20 protein-coding genes are annotated in these 21,019 nt (G+C 63.9%); 12 read left to right on the forward strand and 8 right to left on the reverse strand.

What is annotated here, in order from left to right; translation table 11 throughout:
- Nucleotides 1-39: 39 nt before the first annotated feature.
- The 11 genes from AWB74_RS13090 (at nt 40) to AWB74_RS13140 (ending at nt 11,245) form a co-directional block, all read left to right on the forward strand.
- On the forward strand, nt 40-417 hold the full coding sequence (locus AWB74_RS13090; protein ID WP_014190195.1) for a response regulator: 378 nt from the start codon (nt 40-42) through the stop codon (nt 415-417).
- Nucleotides 418-468: 51 nt separating this feature from the next.
- Complete coding sequence (gene cheA, locus AWB74_RS13095; protein ID WP_061147187.1) at nt 469-2,733, forward strand: chemotaxis protein CheA; 2,265 nt, start codon at nt 469-471, stop codon at nt 2,731-2,733.
- A 17-nt stretch (nt 2,734-2,750) separates the two neighbouring features.
- Entirely contained in the window at nt 2,751-3,269 is a 519-nt protein-coding gene (gene cheW / locus AWB74_RS13100; protein WP_061122291.1) for a chemotaxis protein CheW, read from the forward strand.
- A 26-nt stretch (nt 3,270-3,295) separates the two neighbouring features.
- Nucleotides 3,296-5,122 carry a methyl-accepting chemotaxis protein gene (locus AWB74_RS13105; protein WP_061147188.1) on the forward strand — a complete coding sequence of 609 codons (1,827 nt, stop codon included), beginning with the start codon at nt 3,296-3,298 and terminating at the stop codon, nt 5,120-5,122.
- Nucleotides 5,123-5,219: 97 nt separating this feature from the next.
- The gene (locus AWB74_RS13110; RefSeq protein ID WP_061147330.1) at nt 5,220-6,143 is read left to right on the forward strand and encodes a CheR family methyltransferase; all 924 of its coding nucleotides are present in this window, start codon (nt 5,220-5,222) and stop codon (nt 6,141-6,143) included.
- Nucleotides 6,140-6,865: a chemoreceptor glutamine deamidase CheD gene (cheD, locus tag AWB74_RS13115; RefSeq protein WP_061147189.1), complete on the forward strand. Its 726-nt coding sequence runs from the start codon at nt 6,140-6,142 to the stop codon at nt 6,863-6,865. The genes AWB74_RS13110 and cheD overlap by 4 nt, the downstream gene beginning before the upstream one ends.
- The gene (locus tag AWB74_RS13120) at nt 6,862-7,959 is read left to right on the forward strand and encodes a protein-glutamate methylesterase/protein-glutamine glutaminase (RefSeq protein ID WP_061147190.1); all 1,098 of its coding nucleotides are present in this window, start codon (nt 6,862-6,864) and stop codon (nt 7,957-7,959) included. Before cheD ends, AWB74_RS13120 begins: the two co-directional genes overlap by 4 nt.
- A gap of 52 nt (nt 7,960-8,011) precedes the next feature.
- Nucleotides 8,012-8,407, forward strand: coding sequence for a chemotaxis response regulator CheY (cheY, locus tag AWB74_RS13125; protein WP_061122445.1), 396 nt, complete (start codon nt 8,012-8,014; stop codon nt 8,405-8,407).
- A 2-nt stretch (nt 8,408-8,409) separates the two neighbouring features.
- On the forward strand, nt 8,410-9,129 hold the full coding sequence (gene cheZ, locus AWB74_RS13130) for a protein phosphatase CheZ (protein ID WP_096032020.1): 720 nt from the start codon (nt 8,410-8,412) through the stop codon (nt 9,127-9,129).
- Nucleotides 9,130-9,382: 253 nt separating this feature from the next.
- Nucleotides 9,383-9,907, forward strand: coding sequence for a DUF2844 domain-containing protein (locus tag AWB74_RS13135; RefSeq protein ID WP_061147191.1), 525 nt, complete (start codon nt 9,383-9,385; stop codon nt 9,905-9,907).
- A gap of 18 nt (nt 9,908-9,925) precedes the next feature.
- A complete protein-coding gene (locus AWB74_RS13140; RefSeq protein WP_061147192.1) occupies nt 9,926-11,245 on the forward strand; it encodes a DUF3443 domain-containing protein in 1,320 nt (439 codons plus the stop codon).
- Between the two features lie 57 nt (nt 11,246-11,302).
- On the opposite strand, the gene AWB74_RS13145 is transcribed toward AWB74_RS13140, so the two are convergent.
- The 4 genes from AWB74_RS13145 to argS all read right to left on the reverse strand — a co-directional run bounded on the left by AWB74_RS13145 (nt 11,303) and on the right by argS (nt 15,574).
- The gene (locus AWB74_RS13145; protein WP_061147193.1) at nt 11,303-12,088 is read right to left on the reverse strand and encodes an SDR family oxidoreductase; all 786 of its coding nucleotides are present in this window, start codon (nt 12,086-12,088) and stop codon (nt 11,303-11,305) included.
- A 31-nt stretch (nt 12,089-12,119) separates the two neighbouring features.
- Nucleotides 12,120-12,764, reverse strand: coding sequence for a thiol:disulfide interchange protein DsbA/DsbL (locus tag AWB74_RS13150; RefSeq protein ID WP_061147194.1), 645 nt, complete (start codon nt 12,762-12,764; stop codon nt 12,120-12,122).
- Between the two features lie 134 nt (nt 12,765-12,898).
- Complete coding sequence (locus tag AWB74_RS13155; protein ID WP_061147195.1) at nt 12,899-13,660, reverse strand: SPOR domain-containing protein; 762 nt, start codon at nt 13,658-13,660, stop codon at nt 12,899-12,901.
- Nucleotides 13,661-13,789: 129 nt separating this feature from the next.
- Nucleotides 13,790-15,574 carry an arginine--tRNA ligase gene (gene argS, locus AWB74_RS13160; RefSeq protein ID WP_061147196.1) on the reverse strand — a complete coding sequence of 595 codons (1,785 nt, stop codon included), beginning with the start codon at nt 15,572-15,574 and terminating at the stop codon, nt 13,790-13,792.
- Nucleotides 15,575-15,866: 292 nt separating this feature from the next.
- On the opposite strand from argS, the gene AWB74_RS13165 reads away from it, so the two are divergent.
- Entirely contained in the window at nt 15,867-16,193 is a 327-nt protein-coding gene (locus tag AWB74_RS13165) for a DUF1840 domain-containing protein (RefSeq protein WP_061147197.1), read from the forward strand.
- 86 nt (nt 16,194-16,279) lie between these two features.
- Here AWB74_RS13165 and AWB74_RS13170 read toward each other — a convergent pair whose 3' ends face one another.
- The 4 genes from AWB74_RS13170 to AWB74_RS13185 form a co-directional block, all read right to left on the reverse strand.
- Nucleotides 16,280-16,477: a hypothetical protein gene (locus tag AWB74_RS13170; protein WP_087038983.1), complete on the reverse strand. Its 198-nt coding sequence runs from the start codon at nt 16,475-16,477 to the stop codon at nt 16,280-16,282.
- 175 nt (nt 16,478-16,652) lie between these two features.
- The gene (gene metH / locus AWB74_RS13175) at nt 16,653-19,370 is read right to left on the reverse strand and encodes a methionine synthase (RefSeq protein ID WP_061147199.1); all 2,718 of its coding nucleotides are present in this window, start codon (nt 19,368-19,370) and stop codon (nt 16,653-16,655) included.
- Between the two features lie 21 nt (nt 19,371-19,391).
- On the reverse strand, nt 19,392-20,462 hold the full coding sequence (locus tag AWB74_RS13180; protein WP_061147200.1) for a homocysteine S-methyltransferase family protein: 1,071 nt from the start codon (nt 20,460-20,462) through the stop codon (nt 19,392-19,394).
- A 218-nt stretch (nt 20,463-20,680) separates the two neighbouring features.
- Entirely contained in the window at nt 20,681-20,938 is a 258-nt protein-coding gene (locus AWB74_RS13185; RefSeq protein ID WP_061147201.1) for a BTH_I0359 family protein, read from the reverse strand.
- Between the last annotated feature and the right edge of the window lie 81 nt (nt 20,939-21,019).

The raw sequence follows: 21,019 nt of genomic DNA on the forward strand, positions 1-21,019 counted from the left end.
CTCGACACGTTTCGACCGTCATCACGGCAAGAGACAAACATGATCAAACACATTCTGGCAATCGACGATTCGGCCGCCATGCGGCAAATCCTCTCGGCGACGCTGGCGACGGCGGGTTACGAAGTGACCGTCGCGTCCGACGGCGACGAAGGCCTGGAGTGGGCGCTCGCGGAGCGCTTCGATCTGGTTCTGACCGATCAGCACATGCCGGGCAGAAGCGGGCTCGATCTGATCGTGGCGCTGCGCGCGAATCACGCGTACAAGGCGACGCCGATCCTGGTCCTCACGACCGAAGGCGGCGAACCCTTTAAGGACGCGGCGCGCTCGGCGGGCGCAACGGGCTGGATCGAGAAGCCGCTCGACCCGGACCTGTTGACGGAGCTGGTCGCCGCGCTCTCCGAAGACACGCAGCACTGAACTGAAGTCAAAAGACAACTAGCGCACGCACGCGCCGATGGTGACTCAAGCATGACACTCGACATTACCCAGTTCTATCAAACCTTCTTCGACGAAGCCGATGAACTGCTCGCGCAGATGGAGCAACTGCTGCTCGTTCTGGATATCGCGAATCCCGATCCCGAAGACCTCGCGGCCATCTTCCGCGCGGCGCACTCGATCAAGGGCGGCGCGGCGACGTTCGGCTTCACCGCGCTCACCGAAACCACGCACATCCTCGAATCGCTGCTGGACCGCGCGCGCAACAACGAGCTCGTCCTGCGCCGCGACATGATCGACACCTTCCTCGCGACGAAGGACGTGCTCTCGGATCAGCTCGCCGCGTATCGCGCGAGCGCCGAGCCGGATGCGGCCGCGGCCGCCGCGATCTGCGCGAAGCTCGAGCGTTTGAAGAACGAGAACGCCGCGGGCACGGGCCAGGTCGAGCCGCCTTTGCTGCCGGGCACGCAGCACGATGCGAAGAGCGCGAACGTCGCGCCCGCCTACGAAGGCCCGAACGCGCCGCCCGCGCACGTGCTCTCGCAGGCGATGGACGTCATCGAGGACGACGGCAACTGGGACGGCGCCTTCGAACTCGCCGATGCAACGAATGCAGGAACCGCTACCGCCGCGACGCCGGGGCACACCGGCGCGCCGGTGGCGGAAGTTGGACCCCACCTGAAAATTACGCTACGGGGGGTGGGCGAGAAGGACCTGGCGACTCTGACCGAGGAGCTGGGCAATCTGGGAAGCATCGTCGGAGAGAAGAAGACGGACGCCGAGTACGTGGTTTGGCTCGACTCGGACGTCCCGGCCGACGATATCGTCGCCGTGTGCTGTTTCGTGATCGATGAAAAGCAGATCACGATCGGCCATGGCGATGCATCGGCGCCAGCCATCGAAGCGCAGCCGGCAGCATTGGCCGCGCCTGCGATGCAACCCACGCTACACGAGGAACCGAAGCAATCGCAGGCGGCGGCGCCTGCATCCGCGATCGGAAATGAAGTAAAAGAAGAAACGGCAGCGGCGGCGGTGCAAACTGCCGCCCAGCCGTCCAAAACCGCAAGCAGCGACGCGGACAAGAAAGCGCGCCCGCAAGCGGCCGCATCGGCGGAAGGCAGCTCGATTCGCGTCGGCGTCGAGAAGGTCGATCAGCTCATCAATCTCGTGGGCGAACTCGTCATCACGCAGGCGATGCTCGCGGAAACCACGAGCACCTTCGATCCCGCGCTGCACGACCGCTTGTTCAACGGCATGGCGCAGCTCGAGCGCAACGCGCGCGACCTGCAAGAGGCCGTCATGTCCATCCGCATGATGCCGATGGATTACGTTTTCAGCCGCTTCCCGCGCCTCGTGCGCGACATCGCCGGCAAGCTCGGCAAGGAAGTGGAACTCGTCACGTTCGGTCAGGCGACCGAGCTCGACAAGAGCCTGATCGAACGCATCATCGATCCGCTCACGCACCTCGTGCGCAACTCGCTCGATCACGGCATCGAAACCGTGGAAGCACGCCGCGCGGCGGGCAAGCCGTCGACCGGACAGCTCGTGCTGTCGGCGGCGCATCACGGCGGCAATATCGTGATCGAAGTGAGCGACGACGGCGCCGGACTGCGCCGCGACAAGATTCTCGCGAAGGCGCAGAAGCAGGGCATGCAGGTCAGCGAATCGATGAGCGACGAAGAAGTCTGGCAGCTCATCTTCATGCCGGGCTTCTCGACCGCCGAGCAAGTTACGGATATTTCCGGACGCGGCGTCGGCATGGATGTGGTCAAGCGCAACATCCAGTCGATGGGCGGTCACGTCGAAATCATGTCGCGTCAAGGCGCGGGCACGACGACGAAGATCGTGCTGCCGCTCACGCTCGCGATTCTCGACGGCATGTCCGTGAAGGTCGGCAACGAGATCTTCATTCTGCCGCTCAACTTCGTGATGGAGTCGCTGCAGCCCGTGGCCGAAGACATCTACACGGTCGCAAATGGCGAGCGCGTCGTGCGCGTGCGCGGCGAATATCTGCCGCTGGTCGCGCTGCATCGCGTGTTCGACGTCGAAGGCGCGCGCACCGAGCCGACGCAAGGCATCGTCACGATCATGCAGACGGAAGGCCGCCGCTTCGCGATGCTGATCGACGAGCTCGTCGGACAGCAACAGGTCGTCGTGAAGAACCTCGAAACGAATTACCGCAAGGTGCACGGCATTTCCGCCGCGACCATCCTGGGCGACGGCAGCGTCGCGCTGATCGTCGACGTGGCCGCGCTCAATCGCGACTCGCGCGCACAGCACGGCGCGCACACCCACTAATACCGAAGGAGTCTTTCATGGCAGACGTTCAATCGATTCTTACCGCTGCGCCTTCGCGACGTGACGCACAACATGCCGAAGCCGCGGGACAGGAGTTTCTCGTGTTCACGCTCGGCGCCGAGGAATACGGCATCGACATCCTGAAAGTGCAAGAGATTCGCGGCTACGACAACGTTACACGCATCGCGAATGCGCCCGGGTTCATCAAGGGCGTGATCAATCTGCGCGGCATCATCGTGCCGATCGTCGATATGCGCATCAAGTTCAATCTCGGCCGCGTCGAATACGACAACCAGACGGTCGTGATCATCCTGAACGTCGCGCATCGCGTGGTCGGCATGGTCGTGGACGGCGTCTCCGACGTGCTCACGCTCACGCAGGAGCAAGTGATGCCCGCGCCGGAATTCGGCGGCACGCTCGCGACGGAATATCTGACGGGCCTCGGCACCGTGGACGGCCGCATGCTCATTCTGATGGACATCGAGAAGCTCATGACGAGCCGCGAGATGGAATTGATCGACACCGTCGCCGCATAAACGCAATCAGGAAAGCAGGAAAAGCCATGCTGAAGAAGTTGTCGATCCGCACGACGCTCACGCTCGTCGGCCTGTTGTTCACCGGCTTCGCGGCGCTGATCGGCGTGCTCGCGCTCGTCGGGCTGAACGCCGCCAGTGCGTCGCTCACCGCGCTCGCGCAGGAAGACATGGTCGCGATGCGCGCGCTCTCGGAAACGTCGTCGTATCTGCTGCGCTCGCGCATCACGCTGGACAAGGTGCGCTCGCTCGCCGAAGCGGGCAACGTCGAAGAAGCGAAGAAGTCGATCGATCGCGGCCAGTATCTGCTCGACAAGAGCAACGAGAACTGGAAGCTCTACCTCGATACGAACAAGCCGACGCTGCCCAAGGAAACGCTCGACGCGCTCGTCACGCACCGCGAGACGCTCGTGAAGACCGGCGTGGAGCCGGAGTTCGCGGCAATTCGCGCGAACGACATGGCCGCGTATCATGCGATCGCCGACACGAAGATCAGCCCGATGTTCGTGAATTTCGATCAGGCCGTGACGGCCGCCGTCGCCGCGCATCAGGCGCATGCCGAAGGCTCGCGTGCGAGCACGGCGTCGCATATCGCGTCGCTCAACATGACGATCGGCGCGGTGCTCGCGCTCGCGGTGCTGATGCTGATCGGCTCGCGCCTGGCGCTTTCGAGCCTGATCGTGAAGCCGATCAACGAAGCCGTCGATCACTTCGACCGCATCTCGCGCGGCGATCTCTCGCAGTCCGCGCAAACGGACAGCAAGAACGAAATCGGGCAGCTCTTCGCGGGCATCGAGCGCATGCGCGGCAATCTGACCGCGATGGTCGGCGCGGTGCGCCGCGGCTCGGAATCCATCGATGTCGGCGCGCATGAGATCGCGAGCGGCAACACGGATCTGTCGCAGCGCACGGAAGAGCAGGCGGCGTCGCTGCAGGAGACGGCGTCGAGCATGGAAGAGCTCACGAGCACGGTGAAGCAGAACGCCGACAACGCGCGCCAGGCGAGCCAGCTCGCGGTGAACGCGTCGGATATCGCGTCGCGCGGCGGTGAAGTCGTCGAGCAGGTTGTCGAGACGATGCACGCGATCGCGTCGAGTTCGAACAAGGTCGTCGACATCATCGGCGTGATCGAAGGCATCGCGTTCCAGACCAACATTCTCGCGCTTAACGCGGCTGTGGAAGCGGCGCGCGCGGGCGAGGAAGGACGCGGTTTCGCGGTCGTGGCGGGCGAGGTGCGCTCGCTCGCGCAACGCAGCGCGGCGGCGGCGAAGGAAATCAAGACGCTGATCGGCGATTCGGCCGCGAAGGTCGACAGCGGCACCGAACTCGTCGCGCGCGCCGGTCAGACGATGGGCGAGATCGTGCAGGCCGTGCGCCGCGTGACCGACATCATGGGCGAAATCAGCGCGGCGTCGGAAGAGCAGTCCGACGGCATCGAGCAGGTAAACCGCGCCGTCACGCAGATGGACAGCGTCACGCAGCAGAACGCAGCGCTCGTCGAAGAGGCGGCTGCGGCTGCGGCATCGCTGGAAGAGCAGACGCGTCAACTGAAGGATGTGGTCGCGCAATGGCGTATCGACAGCGCTGCGCCGGTGCGTGCTTCGAGCGCGACGACGGCGGCCGCCCGTCTTTCGCCGGCTGCGCGCGTCGAGCCTTCGTCGCCTGTCGTTGCGCCGAAAGCGGAAAAACACGCGAAGGCCATCGAGAACGCGAAAGTTGCGCCGGAAGCGGCCGTTATCAAAGAGAAGGAAGTGGTCAAGCACGTCAGCGCCGCGAAGCCCGCGCCGCGAGTCGTGAAGCCCGCACCGCGCGCCAAGGCGACGACCGCCGACGACGGCGACTGGGAAACTTTCTGACACTGTCTGACACGAGAGGGCCATGCGAAGCCGCATGGTCATCCAATCAATCGCGAGGCGCGCGCGCGACGAACACGCCAAGGAAGCACGGAACATCATGACGGCAACGCGCAACGTGCGCATCGAACTGGCCGGCGGCGTACGCGGTCCGGAAGTCGAGCGCGATTTCGAATTCACGGCGGCGGATTTCGCCCGCATTCGCGAGCTGATTCATCGGCGCGCGGGCATTTCGCTGTCGGACCATAAACGCGACATGGCGTATAGCCGCCTCGCGCGACGTCTGCGCGCCTGCGGCATCGATACGTTCAAGCAGTATCTCGACCGCCTCGAAACCAACGAGGACAACGCCGAATGGGAAGCGTTCGTCAACGCGCTGACCACGAATCTCACGGCGTTCTTCCGCGAGTCGCATCACTTTCCGATTCTCGCGGACTTCGTGAAGCGCCGGCAGCAGCCGTTCTCGGTGTGGTGCTCGGCGGCGTCCACCGGCGAAGAGCCGTATTCCATCGCGATGACGCTCGTCGAAGCGCTCGGCGATCACGCCGCGCGTCAGTGCACGGTGTTCGCGAGCGACATCGACAGCCAGGTGCTCGCGAAGGCCGAAGCGGGCGTGTATTCGCTCGATCAGGTGAAGGCGCTGCCGGTCGAACGCCTGAAGCGCTTCTTCCTGAAGGGCACGGGCTCGCACGCGGGCCTCGTGAAAGTGCGCCCCGAACTGCGCGCGATGGTGAACTTCGGCCGCGTGAACCTGACCGATGCGCGCTACGACGTGAAAGGCCCGTTCGACGTGATCTTCTGCCGCAACGTGATGATCTACTTCGACAAGCCGACGCAAGGACAGGTGCTCTCGCGTTTCGAGCCGCTGATGAAGCCGGGCGCGCTCCTGTTCGCTGGGCACTCGGAGAATTTCACGTATGTGTCGCAGGCGTTCCGGCTGCGCGGCCAGACGGTCTACGAACTCACGCGCGACATGAAAGTCGCGAGCGGCGGCAAACGCGTGCTCGCCGGAGAACCGGCATGAGCGCGCTGCCGATGGCGTCGAACCTGTATTTCGACAATCACTTCAAGAAGCAGGGCGTGAAGCTCTTGCCGAACGAGTTCTACATGACGAGCGAAGACATGGTGCTCGTCACCGTGCTCGGCTCGTGCGTGGCGGCGTGCATCCACGATCGCACGGCGGGCATCGGCGGAATGAATCACTTCATGCTGCCCGACGACGGCTCCGACGCGTCGCTCGCCGCTTCCGATTCGATGCGCTACGGCGCATACGCGATGGAAGTGCTCATCAACGAACTCATCAAGCGGGGCGGGCGGCGTGAGCGTTTCGAAGCGAAGGTGTTCGGCGGCGGCGCGGTGCTCGCGGGCATGACGACCATCAACATCGGCGATCGCAACTCGGAGTTCGTGCGGCGCTATCTCGCGCTGGAAAAGATTCGCATCGTCGCCGAGGACTTGCAGGGCGCGCATCCGCGCAAGGTCGCGTTCATGCCGCGCTCCGGACAGGTGATGGTCAAGAAGCTCAAGACCGCGCATGACCCGATCGTCGTCGAGCGCGAGCAGGCGCTCGTGCAGCGCACGCCGGAAGAACGCGCGGAGCGGCTCGCGAAGGCGCGTGCGCGCGTCGAACTGTTTCAGTCGAATGCCAAACCGCGTGCCGAGTTGTTTTCGACGAACGCATCGGCGGCAAAGCGCCCGCGCGTCGAGTTGTTCACGTCGCGTCTGAAGACGGCGGAGGAAGCATGAACACAGCGCAAAAAATCAAGGTTTTGTGCGTCGACGACTCCGCACTCGTGCGCAGTCTGATGACGGAAATCATCAACTCGCAGCCCGACATGCACGTGTGCGCAACCGCGCCCGATCCGCTCGTCGCGCGCGAGCTGATCAAGCAGCACAACCCGGACGTGCTCACGCTCGACGTCGAAATGCCGCGCATGGACGGCCTCGACTTCCTCGAAAAGCTGATGCGCCTGCGGCCGATGCCGGTCGTCATGGTGTCGTCGTTGACGGAGCGCGGCAACGAAATCACGCTGCGCGCGCTCGAGCTCGGCGCGGTCGATTTCGTCACGAAGCCGAAGGTCGGCATTCGCGAAGGCATGCTCGACTACGCGGAAAAGCTCGCCGACAAGATCCGCGCGGCATCGCGTGCGCGCGTCAGGCAGGTCAGTCATGCGGCGCAGGCGCAGGCGCAGACGCAGGCAGCGGCCCACAAGCCCGCGCCGCATTTCAACAACCCGCTCGTGTCGACGGAAAAGCTCGTGATCGTCGGCGCATCGACGGGCGGCACGGAAGCGATTCGCGAAGTGCTCGTGCCGCTGCCGCCCGATGCGCCCGCGGTGCTGATCGCGCAGCACATGCCGCCGGGCTTCACGAAGTCGTTCGCGCAGCGCCTGAACGGCCTGTGCCGCATCACGGTGAAGGAAGCAGAGCACGGCGAGCGCGTGTTGCCGGGCCACGCGTATATCGCGCCGGGCCACGCGCATCTGGTGCTCGCGAGGAGCGGCGCGAACTATGTCGCGCATCTGTCGGATGCGCCGCCGGTGAACCGGCATCGGCCATCGGTGGACGTGCTGTTCCGCTCGGCGGCGCAGCACGCGGGCAAGAACGCGATCGGCGTGATCCTGACCGGCATGGGCCGCGACGGCGCCGCCGGTCTTCTGGACATGCAGCAGGCGGGCGCGCACACGCTCGCGCAGGACGAAGCGAGTTGCGTGGTGTTCGGCATGCCGCGCGAAGCGATTGCAATGGGCGGCGCAAGCGAGATCGCGCCGCTCTCTGAAATGAGCCGGCGCGTAATGGCGCGGCTTGCCTCGATGGGCGAACGCGTTCAGCGCGTCTGATTTTTGGATTGAATTCGCGGCGTCGCCGCATTGAGAAAACAAGGGAGTAGTGATGGACAAGAACATGAAGATCCTCGTCGTCGACGATTTTCCGACGATGCGCCGTATCGTGCGCAACCTGCTCAAGGAGCTGGGCTACGGCAACGTCGACGAAGCCGAAGACGGTGCGGCCGGCCTCGCGCGTCTGCGTGGCGGCGGTTTCGACTTCGTGATCACCGACTGGAACATGCCGAACCTCGACGGCCTCTCGATGCTGCAGCAGATCCGCGCAGACGCGGCGCTCGCGCATCTGCCGGTGCTGATGGTGACGGCGGAATCGAAGAAGGAAAACATCATCGCGGCGGCGCAAGCGGGCGCGAACGGTTATGTGGTGAAGCCCTTCACGGCCGCCACCCTCGACGAGAAACTCACCAAGATTCTCGAGAAGTTGGCCAAAGCCGGGAGCTGATCGTGAACGATCTGACCACTGAACTCGCAGCGGCGGTCGCCGCCGTCGCCGAAGCCGAGGGCGATCCGTCGAGCGACCGTATCCTCGCGCGCATCGGCCAGTTGACGCGCACGCTGCGCGACTCGATGCGCGAGCTCGGCCTCGACAAGCAGGTCGAAGCCGCGGCGCAAGCCGTGCCCGACGCGCGCGACCGGTTGAAATATGTCGCGACGATGACGGAGCAGGCCGCCGAACGCGCGTTGAACGCGATCGAGCTCGCCAAGCCGATGCAGGAAGCGATGCAGACCGACGCCCAGGCGCTCGACGCGCGCTGGGCCAAATGGTACGACGCGCCGCTCGCGCAGGGCGAAGCGGGCGCGCTGCTTGCTGAAACGAGGACGTTTCTGCAAAGCGTGCCGGAGCGGACTCAGGCGACCAATGCGCAATTGCTGGAAATCATGCTCGCGCAGGACTTCCAGGATCTGACCGGTCAGGTGATCAAGAAGATCACGGACGTCGTGTATCTGATCGAACAGCAATTGCTCGGCGTTCTGCTCGAGAACATCGCGCCGGAGCGTCGCGAGCAGTTCGCGGCATCGGCGGCGGCGTTGATGTCGTCGTCGGCGGCGGGCGGCAATCCGGAAAGCCTGCTCAACGGGCCGCAGATCAATCCCGAAGGACGCAGCGATGTCGTGCAGGATCAATCGCAAGTGGATGATTTGCTCGCGAGTCTCGGTTTCTGACACTTATTTGCAATCAAACGTCATTTCGACGTACTCAGCGTTACAGGAGAACGCGAAGCGCATACCATTGCGCTTCGCGTTTTTTCCTATGTGCGCTGGCGAACATTAGAGATCTTCCGTGCGGCTGGCATACTAGATGGTATTCGCGTCTCTAAAAGTAGTGCGAAAAGTGGTGGCGCATCAGTCACGCAATCGTCAAGAGCCGGCCGCAAGCAGAGGGCGCGCGGACGGCCGGAAATCGACAGGAGGCCCAGTGAAGGCACCAAAGCAATCCCGTCATGGGCATCTGGCAAGCGCGCTGGCGGTCGTCGCCGGCGCATTGAGCGTGTGCGCCGCGGCGCCCGCGTACGCAGTGCTCGGCGGTGACCCGATGACCCCGCCGCAAGGCGCCATGACCACGAATGCCGTCGCGCGCGCGGCCGTCGCAAGCGGTGCGTCGAACGCATCGGCGGCATCGGCGTCGAATTACACCGTGCGCTCGACAACGCTCGCGAGCGGCACCGTCGTCAACGAATATTTGTCCGCAGAGGGCACCGTATTCGGTATTGCGTGGCATGGGCCGCGCGTGCCGGATCTCGCCGGCCTGCTCGGCAACTACTTTCCGCAATATCAAGAGGGCCTGAAGGCGCAGCGCGCCGCGCGCGGCGGGCGCGGACCGGTGAGCGTGCAGGATTCGGGGCTCGTCGTGGATTCGGGCGGTCACATGGGCGCGTTCGCGGGCCACGCGTATCTGCCGCAATCGTTGCCGGCCGGCGTGTCCGCCAGCGATATCCAGTAAGCGACGGGAGACTTCAGTATGCATAGCAAGACACTCGGCCTTCCCGCCTCTTTCCAGCGACGCGGCGGCTTCGCCCGCTGGCTCGGCGTGCTCTGTCTTTCCGTCATGCTCGCCGCTTGCGGCGGTGGCGGCGACGACAACTCCAGTTCCGGCGGCTCGTCGGGCGGCTCTGGCGGTTCCGGCGGCGGAGGCGGCGGCTCGGGAGGCGGCAGTTCGACCACCAGCACCGCGAACGCGCAGCCGATCCAGCCCAACGGCACGAACGCGGTGCCGATCAACGTCAACTCAGGCGTCGCGGGCTTCGTCAACATTCCGAACGTGTCGGTGACGGTGTGCGCGCCGGGCTCGTCGGTGTGTCAGACCATCGACAACATTCAGGTCGATACGGCCTCGTTCGGCCTGCGCATTCTCGGATCGGCGGCGCAGTCCGTGCTCGGCAGCCTGCCCAACGTGCGCGCGTCGAACGGCGGCCAGCTCGCCGAATGCGCCGGTTTCGCCGATGGCTACACGTGGGGCACCGTGCGCACGGCCGACGTGAAGATCGGCACCGAAATGGCATCGGCCGTGCCGGTCCAGATCATCGGCGACCTGAACGCATCGGCGGCGCCGACGGGAAGCAACGGCTGCCCGTCCGGCAATGACGAAAACGATGTCGGCGACATCGGCGCGAACGGCATTCTCGGCATCGGCCCGCAGACGTATGACTGCGGCAGCGGCTGCGTGAGCACCGCGCTCAACGCGATGTACTTCTCCTGCACGAACGGCGCGAACTGCACGGGGGTCACGGTGCCGCTCGCGCAGCAGGTCACCAATCCCGTCACGAAATTCGCGGTCAACAACAACGGCGTGATCGTGCAGTTGCCCCCGATTCCGGATGGCGGTGCGGCGAGCGCGTCCGGCGTGCTGATCTTCGGTGTCGGCACGCAGAGCAACAACGGCATCAGCGGCGTGACGAAGTACGGCACCGACCCGTATGGCGACCTCACCGGCACCTACAAGGGGCAGACGTACAAGACGTTCTTCGACTCGGGATCGAACGGCAACTTCTTCCAGGACAGCTTCCCGCTGTGCTCGAATACGAGCGCGTTCTATTGCCCGAGTTCGGAGCAGTCGCTGTCGACGACGATCCGCGGCACCGAAGGCAACAGCGCGAACGTGCCGTTCCAGCTGGTCAGCGCGCGCACGCTGACGCAGGGCGGCAACAAGTTCGCGTTCAACAGTCTCGGGGGGCAACTGGGCATGTCGAACTTCTTCGACTTCGGCTTGCCGTTCTTCTTCGGGCGGCACGTGTATGTCGGCTTCGAGTTGCCGAACAGTTCGGCGTATGTAGCGTTCTGACCGGTTACGCGGTCTCGCAAAGACAAACCGGCTGCGTTTTCGCGCAGCCGGTTTTTTTCACTCGTCGTTCGCGTGCGGTGTGCGCGGCTTGCGCGGCGCGCGCTCGGCGAGCGCGTCGTAGACCCGGCGTGGCAGCATGTGCATCAGCATCCCTGCGATGCGCATCTGCCACGGAAACGTCGCGTAGCGGACCTTGCGCGCGATGGCGTCGGCGGTTTTCGCGGCGAAGCGGTCGGCGTCCATGAGGAACGGCATGCGATACGGATTGTGCGCGGTCATTTCCGAGCGCACGTAGCCCGGCGCGATCGTGACGACGGAAACGCCCAGCGGCCGCATCTCGACGCGCAGCGCTTCCAGATACTTCGCCACCGCCGATTTCGACGCGCTGTAGGCGCCGCCGCCCGGGAGCCCGCGCACGCCCGCGACGCTCGCAATGCCGACGAGCGTGCCGCGCCGCGCGGCTGTCATCGACTCGACGAAGGGCTCGAATGTCGCGACCATGCCGAAGTAGTTCACGTCCATCACGGTGCGGAAGGTATCGAGATCGCCGTGCCCCGTCAGCGCGCCGCGGCTCATGCCCGCGTTCGCGATGACGATATCCGCCGCGCCATGTTCGGCGATGAACCGGCGTGCGGCATCGGCGAGCGCATCGGCGTCGCGCACGTCGGCGGGATAGATCGAAATGGAGCTTTGCGGATGGCGGGCCGCGAAGGCGGCGAGGGCGTCGGCACGGCGGGCGACGAGGCCGAGCACGGCCCCGCGCTTCACATATTCCTCGGCCAGTGCGAGGCCGATGCCGCTCGATGCGCCGGTGATGAAGACCTTCAGGCGAACTGCATTCATGCCGGCGCGGGGATGGTTTGTTACTCGGGTTTTACTTCTTGTCGCGGGCTTGCTGGACGAGGAAGTCCATCACTTGAGTCGTGCCCGGCAGGCTGTTGGTCATCGCCGGACCGGTTTCGTATTTGCCCTGCACAACGACCGTCGGCACGCCGTCGATCTTGTAGTCCTGCATCAGCTTGGCGTCGCGTTGCACGGCGCTTTGCGTCGAGAACGAGTTATAGGCGTCCATGTACTTCTTCGGATCGACGCCCTGCGTCTTGAGGAAATCCGCCTGCGCCTGCGGCGTCAGCAGATAGTTCTTCTTGACGTGAATCTCGTTGAAGACGGCAGGCGTGACTTTCTCCGCGACGCCGAGCGCGTCGAGCGCGTGATACATCTTCGAGTGCGGGATGAAGTCGTCGCGGAACGCCACGGGCACACGCTTGAATACGACGTCCGGACCTTGCTTCTTCGCCCATGCCTCGAGGTACGGCTCGAACTCGTTGCAGTGCGGGCAGCCGTACCAGAAGAACTCGAGGACCTCGACCTTGCCCGCAGGCGCGCCGATCGGCTGCGCGGCCTGCAGCACCGTGTAGTCCTTGCCCGCGGTGGGCGCGGCCATTGCCGAACTCGCGAGGGTCACGGAAGCGGCTGCGATGCCAAGGGAAAGAGCCAACGCGCTAAACAGTTTTTTCATGATGGAAGAAGGTACGCAATGGGAGCGACGGTACGAAAACAGGCCCATAAGTGGGACATACGACGCTTAAGCCACGCTTAAAAACCGTGGACGCGCCGGCGCTTGCCGTGGGGAAAGCGCGAGGCGCGTTGACCTTATTGCTTCGAGAAACGGATGACGGCCGTATCGACGCCCGCATCGGACAGGCGCTGGCGCGCGGTGTTCATGTCCTCGAACTTCGCGAACGGGCCGATACGCACGCGATAGTACGTCACGCCGCCCGCATCCCGCTGCGTGACCCGCGACTCGAAGCCCTGGAAGCCGAGGCGCGCGCGCTGCTGTTCGGCGTCCGCCTGCGTCTTGTACGCGCCCACCTGCAGGAAGTAGCCGGTGTTGGGCTCGCCGGGCGCGGGCGGCGTGGTCTTGGCTGTTGCCGGCGCGGAGCCGCCCTTCGGAGGCGTGGCGTTCGCGTTGCTCGTCGCGTTCGGTGCGTTGGGCGTGGTTTCGGGCTTCTTCGCGGGCGACGTGCTCGCGGTCTTCGGCGCGGAAGCGGTCGCGCCCGACGGCGGCACTTCGACGATCTGCGGCTCGTCGAGCATGCCCGACGACTGCGTCTGATTGTTCGTCTGACCCGGCGCGGTGTTCGGCGGCGTGGGCTGCGCGGCTTGCGGTACCGCCTGGCCCGGCGTCTTGCCTTGCAGCGGACGATTCGGATCGTAGGGCTGCGCGGCGGACGGCGCGGAGTTCGCTTCCGACGGCGGCGGCGCGACCTTCGCCACGAACGGCGTGGGCGCGCGCGTGATGTAGAGCGCGACGATCACGGCGATCGCGAGGCCTACGATCAGGCCCAGCACGATGCCGATAAACGTTCCCCCGGTTTGCTTCGACTGCTTCGATGTGCGGCGTGGTTTTGCCATCGTATGAATCACCTGCGAGAAAGTCTTCTGGTTGGGCGACGATTATAGCGGCGGCTCAAGACAAGCCCGCGCCAGGCATCTGTTCGCGCACGCCGAAAATTCCTATTTCCGTGCGTGCGCGGCAGGGGTTCACATTTTTTGAGGAGCGGATACGCCGATGGTCGCGAGGCCGTTTTCGAGGACCTGGCGCGTGGCCGCGAGCAGCGCGATGCGGGCGGTGCGCTCTTTCTCTTCGTCGACGAGCACGCGCTCCGCATTGTAGAACGAGTGAAATTCGCCAGCGAGATCGCGCAGATAGAACGCGACCGCGTGCGGCGCGAGTTCTTCCGCGGCGTGCGCGAGCATCTCGGGGAACTCGGCGAGCTTGTTCAGGAGCGCCATCGCGCGGTCGCTCGACAAAGGCGACAGGTCGGCCTGCGCCGCCTTCGATACGTCGCCCGCATAGCGTTCCTTCCAGTCGTTCAGGATCGTGCAGATGCGCGCGTGCGCGTACTGCACGTAGTAGACCGGGTTCTCGTCGTTCTGCTTCAGCGCGAGGTCGATGTCGAACACGAACTCGGTGTCGGCCTTGCGCGAGATGAGGAAGAAGCGCACCGCGTCGCGGCCGCGGCGGATAGTCTCTTCGTCGATCTGATCGGGTGCGGTCTCGTGGCCCGGCGTGAGGCCGCCCGACCATTCGATCAGATCGCGCACCGTGACGTAGCTGCCCGCGCGCTTGGAAATTTTCACTTCCTGGCCGTCGCGCATGACGGTCACCATCTTGTGCAGCACGTAGTCGGGATAGCCCTTCGGAATGCCGACGCCGAGCCCTTGCAGACCCGCACGCACGCGCGCGATCGTGCCGTGATGGTCCGAGCCCTGGATGTTGATGACCTTCGTGTAGCCGCGCTGCCACTTTGTCACGTGATACGCGACGTCCGGCACGAAGTACGTGAACGTGCCGTCGGACTTCTTCATGACGCGGTCTTTATCGTCGCCGTCGTCGGTGGTGCGCAGCCACAGCGCGCCATCCTGCTCGTAGGTCTTGCCGGCATCGACGAGCGCCGCGACCGTCTTCTCGACGCGCCCTTCGTTGTATAGCGACGACTCCAGATAGAACTGGTCGAACTTCACGCCGAACGCGGTCAGGTCCATGTCCTGTTCGTGGCGCAGATACGTCACCGCAAAATGACGGATGGCTTCGAGATCGTCGACGTCGCCTTTGCCTTTCACCGGCTCGCCGTCTTTTGCCGCGACGGTTTTGCCCGCCATGTAGTCGCGCGCGATATCGGCGATGTACTCGCCGTTGTACGCGGCCTCCGGCCATTCGGCATCGCCCGGCTTGAGGCCGCGCGCGCGCAGTTGCGTCGATGTTGCGAGATTGCCGATCTGCACGCCCGCGTCGTTGTAGTAGAACTCGCGATGCACGTCGTAGCCCTGCGTTTCGAGCAGGTTCGAGAGCGCGTCGCCGAGCGCGGCCTGACGGCCGTGGCCGACGTGCAGCGGGCCGGTCGGATTCGCCGAAACGAATTCCACGAGCACGTGCCTGCCCGCGTCGCGCGTCGAGCGGCCGAACGCGGCGCCTTCGCCCAGCACGGCCGGGATCACGTCTTGCTTCGCCGACGCGGCAAGACGCAAGTTGATGAAGCCCGGACCCGCGACTTCCGCGCTCTCGACGAGACCCTTCGCAGCCGGCAGACCGAGCACCGCATCGACGATCTGCTGTGCGAGCTGGCGCGGATTCGCGCGCAGCGGCTTGGCGAGCTGCATCGCGACATTCGATGCCACGTCGCCGTGCGCCGCGACCTTCGGTCGTTCGAGGACGATCGCGGGCGAGACGAAGGCCGCTTCGCTGGCGCCCTGCGTAGCTTGCGCGACCTGCTTGACCGCGTCGGTGAGGAGCGTTTCGAGAGTGTGTTTATGTGCGGGCAGCATGCTGAAAGTGATCCAGTGGAGCGAGTCCGATGGGTATGGCGATTGGATTGAAGCTGGCGCGCGCCCGGAACTCGAAGGCGCGAAAGAACGCCGGTCGCCATGTCTGCGAGGCTTCGCGAACATATAACCGTTTGGACCGGTTATATACCTACAAAGTGGGGATTTTAGCAGGTGCTAATATGTCGAATCAGGGTGTTGTCACGTTGTCAGGGAGACCGGCTAGTCTGCGCGGTTTGTGCTCAAACCGGTTTGCAAACCGCCTACGACCCAACATAAGCAAAAGGACCATGCCATGCTGATCACATTCAAGACCCCGGCCGCACCGGATGTCATGATGCTGGACAATCTCGCGGAGTACCTGCTCGGCATCATCGGCAAGCAGCTCACGGAGCGGGGCGTCATTACGCACGATGAACTACCTACGGCCATCCAGAAACTCGAGGCGGCCGTAGTCACCGACAAGAAAGAGCGCGCCGAGCACGACGGCCATTTCCACGAAGGCGAGGCAGGCCACGAGCCGCACGAGATTCCAATCGGGCTGGCGCAACGCGCGTATCCGTTCCTCGACATGCTGCGCCTCGCGCAGAAGGACAACACGGACATTCTCTGGGGCGTCTGAGATTCGCTGCGCTGCTTCGGCTCGGCCATTAACGAAAAAACCCGCATCGGCGACGACGCGGGTTTTTTTCTTCCGATGAAACCAGCTTACTGCGACTGACCGTTCGTCCCGGGTTTCGGCGTGGCCGCTTTCTTCGGCTTCTTCGGTTTCTTCTTGTGCTCGGTCTGCGGCACCGAGTACGACGACGCAGTCGTGCTGCTGGCCGGCTGCGCGATCGCCGCCGGGCTTGCGGCAAGAACGGCGGCTGCGATCGCAACGCTTACGGCGGGCGTCAGCTTCTTCATGCGACTTATCTCCGTGACGAAAAATGCGTGTCCGTCCTCGTGACGGCGCATCGCAGGAGCAAGTCTACGGAAATCAAAAAATTCCCGCCTATTGCGTGGCGCTTTTCTTCGGCATCACGCGCCGCGTATGTTTTTTCCCAACGTTTTCGCGAAAGCCCCAATACCACCGCATCGTTCAGCGCTGCGGCGCGAGCGCGCGTTCGGCGTCCGATGTGGACATCGCCATGCGTTCGGCATAGCTCGCCAGTTGATCGTCGCCGATCTTGCCCACCGAGAAATAGGTGCTGTCGGGATGCGCGAGATAGAAGCCCGAGACGCTCGCGGCTGGCAGCATCGCGAGCGATTCGGTCACGCTCATGCCGATCTCCTCCGCCTGAAGCACTTCGAACATATCGCGTTTGACGAGGTGATCGGGACACGCCGGATAGCCCGGCGCGGGACGAATGCCGACGTACTTCTCCGCGATCAGCGCATCGTTGTCGAGCGTCTCGTTCGCCGCGTAGCCCCACAATTCGCGGCGCACGCGTGCGTGCAGCGCTTCGGCGAACGCTTCCGCAAAACGATCGGCGAGCGCCTTCAGCATGATCGCGCTGTAGTCGTCGTGATCGGCCTCGAACTGTCGTTCCTTTTTGTCGACGCCCAGGCCCGCCGTCACCGCAAAAATGCCGATGTAGTCCTTCACGCCCGAGTCTTTCGGCGCGATGAAATCGGCGAGCGAGCGGTTCGGGCGCATGACGCCATCGACGACCGGACGCACGCCCTGCTGGCGCAGATTGCGCCATGTCATCGCGACCTGCGAGCGGGTTTCGTCCGTGTAGATTTCGATGTCGTCGTCGTTCACCGTGTTCGCGGGCAGCAGCATGACGACGCCGTTCGCCGTCAGCCAGCGGCCCTGAATGAGGCGCGAGAGCATCGACTTGCCGTCGGAGAAGACGCGCCGCGCCGATTCGCCGACGATCTCGTCGTTGAGGATCGCGGGATAGGGGCCGGCGAGATCCCAAGTCTGGAAGAACGGACCCCAGTCGATGTAATTGGCCAGGTCCGCGAGATCGTAGTTCTTGAACACGCGCCGACCGATGAAGCTCGGCTTCTTCGGCGTGTACGCGTTCCAGTCGATCTTCGTCCGGTTGGCGCGCGCCTCTTCGTAGGTGACCATCGGCAGCGCTTTCTTGTTGGCGTGCTGCGTACGGATGCGGTCGTAGTCGCTCTTCAGTTCGTCGAGATACTTCGCGGCCCCTTCGTCCGACAACAGGCTCGACGCGACCGAAACGGAACGCGACGCGTCCGGCACATACACGACCGGACCTTCGTAATGCGGCGCGATCTTCACGGCGGTATGCACGCGCGATGTCGTTGCGCCGCCGATCAGGAGCGGCGTCTGCTTGCCGCGGAAGTATTCGTCGCGCTGCATTTCCGACGCGACGTACGCCATTTCTTCGAGACTCGGCGTGATGAGACCCGACAGGCCGATGATGTCCGCGCCCTCTTCCTTCGCCTTCTGCAGGATGGTCGCGCAGGGCACCATCACGCCCATGTTGACCACTTCGAAGTTATTGCACTGAAGCACGACCGACACGATGTTCTTGCCGATGTCGTGCACGTCGCCCTTCACGGTCGCGATGACGATCTTGCCCTTCGGACGCACGTCCGCACCTGCATCGGCGAGACGCTTCTTTTCTTCTTCGATGAACGGAATCAGATGCGCGACCGCCTGCTTCATCACGCGCGCCGATTTCACGACTTGCGGCAGGAACATCTTGCCCGCGCCGAACAGGTCGCCGACGACGTTCATGCCGTCCATCAGCGGGCCTTCGATCACGTTGATCGGACGGCCGCCGGCCGCGTCGATCTTCTGCCGCACTTCTTCCGTATCTTCGACGATGAAGTTCGTGATGCCATGCACGAGCGCATGCGACAGACGCTGCTCGACCGGATGATTACGCCATTCGAGGTTCTCTTCCTTCTTCGCGGCGCCGGTCTTGAACTTGTCGGCGCTTTCGAGCAGACGGTCGGTGGAGTCCTCGCGGCGGTTGAGCACGACGTCTTCGACCATGTCGCGCAGTTCGGTGTCGAGATCGGCATACACGCCGAGCTGGCCGGCGTTCACGATGCCCATGTCCATGCCCGCCTGAATCGCGTGATACAGGAACACGGTATGGATCGCCTCGCGCACCGGATCATTGCCGCGGAACGAGAACGACACGTTCGACACGCCGCCGCTTACCTTCGCGTGCGGCAGATTCTTCTTGATCCAGCGCGTCGCGTTGATGAAGTCGACCGCGTAGTTGTTGTGCTCTTCGATGCCCGTCGCGATCGCGAAGATGTTCGGATCGAAGATGATGTCTTCCGGCTCGAAGCCGACTTCGTTCACGAGAATGTCGTAGGAGCGCTTGCAGATCTGCGTCTTGCGCTCGAAGGTATCGGCCTGGCCTTGCTCGTCGAACGCCATCACGACCGATGCCGCGCCGTATCGGCGGATCAGCTTCGCGTGATGCTTGAATGCGTCCTCGCCTTCCTTCAGCGAAATCGAGTTGACGATCGCCTTGCCCTGCACGCACTTCAGGCCCGCTTCGATCACCTCCCACTTCGACGAGTCGATCATGATCGGCACGCGCGCGATATCCGGCTCCGAAGCGATCAGATTCAGAAAGCGCACCATCGCGGCTTTCGAATCGAGCATGGCTTCGTCCATGTTGATGTCGATGACCTGCGCGCCGTTCTCGACCTGCTGGCGCGCGACGGCGAGCGCTTCATCGAACTGGCCGTTCAGGATCATGCGCGCGAACGCTTTCGAGCCGGTCACGTTGGTGCGCTCGCCGACGTTGATGAAAAGCGAGCCGTCGGTGACGTTGAACGGCTCGAGGCCGGAGAGACGCATCGTGTGGTCGGTCATATCGTGTATCTCGTTTCGATGTCAGGCGGCGTCGCGATATTGCGAAGGGAAGGCGCGCGGCTTCACTTCGGCCAGCGCTTTCGCGATCTCCGCGATGTGCTCCGGCGTCGTGCCGCAGCAGCCGCCCGCGATGTTCACGAGGCCCGCTGTCGCGAACTCCTTCAGCAATCCCGACGTTACATCGGGCGTTTCATCGAAGCCGGTGTCGCTCATCGGGTTCGGCAGGCCGGCGTTCGGATAGCAGGACACATACGTGTCGCACAGCTTCGCGAGCTCCGCGATGTACGGCCGCATCAGCGCTGCGCCGAGCGCGCAGTTCAGGCCGAAGGTGAGCGGCTTCGCGTGACGCAGCGAGTTCCAGAACGCCTCGACCGTTTGCCCCGACAGAATGCGACCCGATGCATCGGTCACGGTGCCCGAGATCATGATCGGCACGAGCTCGCCGGTATCGTCGAAGAGTTGATCCAAAGCGAACAGCGCGGCCTTCGCGTTCAAGGTGTCGAAGATCGTTTCGACGAGGAACAGATCGCAGCCCGCATCGAGCAGCGCCTTCGCCTGTTCGTAGTACGCGTCGCGCAGCTCATCGAACGTGACGTTGCGCGCGCCCGGATCGTTCACGTCCGGCGAAATGCTCGCGGTCTTCGGCGTCGGCCCGATGGCGCCCGCGACGAAGCGCGGTTTATCCGGTGTCGAATATTTGTCGCAGGCTTCGCGCGCGAGCTTCACCGACTCGATGTTCATCTCGGCCGCGAGCGCTTCCATGCCGTAATCGGCCTGAGCGACGCGCGTTGCGCCAAATGTGTTCGTCTCGAGGATGTCCGCGCCCGCCGCCAGATATTGCTCGTGAATCTCGCGGATCACCTGCGGCTGCGTGATCGACAGCAATTCGTTGTTGCCCTTGATGTCGCGGCCGTAGTCCTTGAAGCGCTCGCCGCGATAGGCGGCTTCGTCGAGCTTGTAGCGCTGGATCATGGTGCCCATCGCGCCGTCGAGAATCAGGATGCGCTTTTGCAGCAGCGCGGGCAGCGCGGCGCCGCGCGTGTAGACGCGCGCGGATGCCGGAGATGCTTTGGGAATGGCGTTCTGGGTCATGACGGACGAGGCCTGCACCAAATGTGAAATAGCCTGACATTGTAGCCGCAGCGCGAGGCGGTCGCTGTCGCGCGCCGCCGGGAGACACGGGAGACGCGGGCGAAAAAAACCCCGCCGTTGCCGGGGCGGGGTCTTCGGGAAGTGGCGAGTGTCGCCTGAGCCGCAGATCCGTGCGGCGGCGGGCGCGGGACGGCAGCCGGCCGCCCGCGCAACGCAAATCAGTGAAGCACGACGGGCTGGTTCATCAAGACATCGAACTGGCCGAGGAATTCATCGACATCCTCGAGCGATGGCTCTTCCGAGATCAGTTGCTGGACGTGCTCCCGGAACTTCGCCGCAAGCGCGCCGTCGATGAAGATCTCCCGCTGCGTGTTCTTGTCGACGATCTCGTAGCCGCCCGCCTTCATGGCGAGATGGTTGTCCTGCGGCGGAAATTCGACAACGCAATAGTTGGGGCTGTTGTAGATCATTTGCATGGCGACACTCCTTATTCCTTGTTTGCTCCGTGGCAATCCTGAATCGTAATTGGAGCGATTGGGTTGGAATTCAAGGGGTGG

Origin of the sequence: Caballeronia arvi, from assembly GCF_001544695.2 — a bacterium.
Lineage (GTDB): Bacteria > Pseudomonadota > Gammaproteobacteria > Burkholderiales > Burkholderiaceae > Caballeronia > Caballeronia arvi.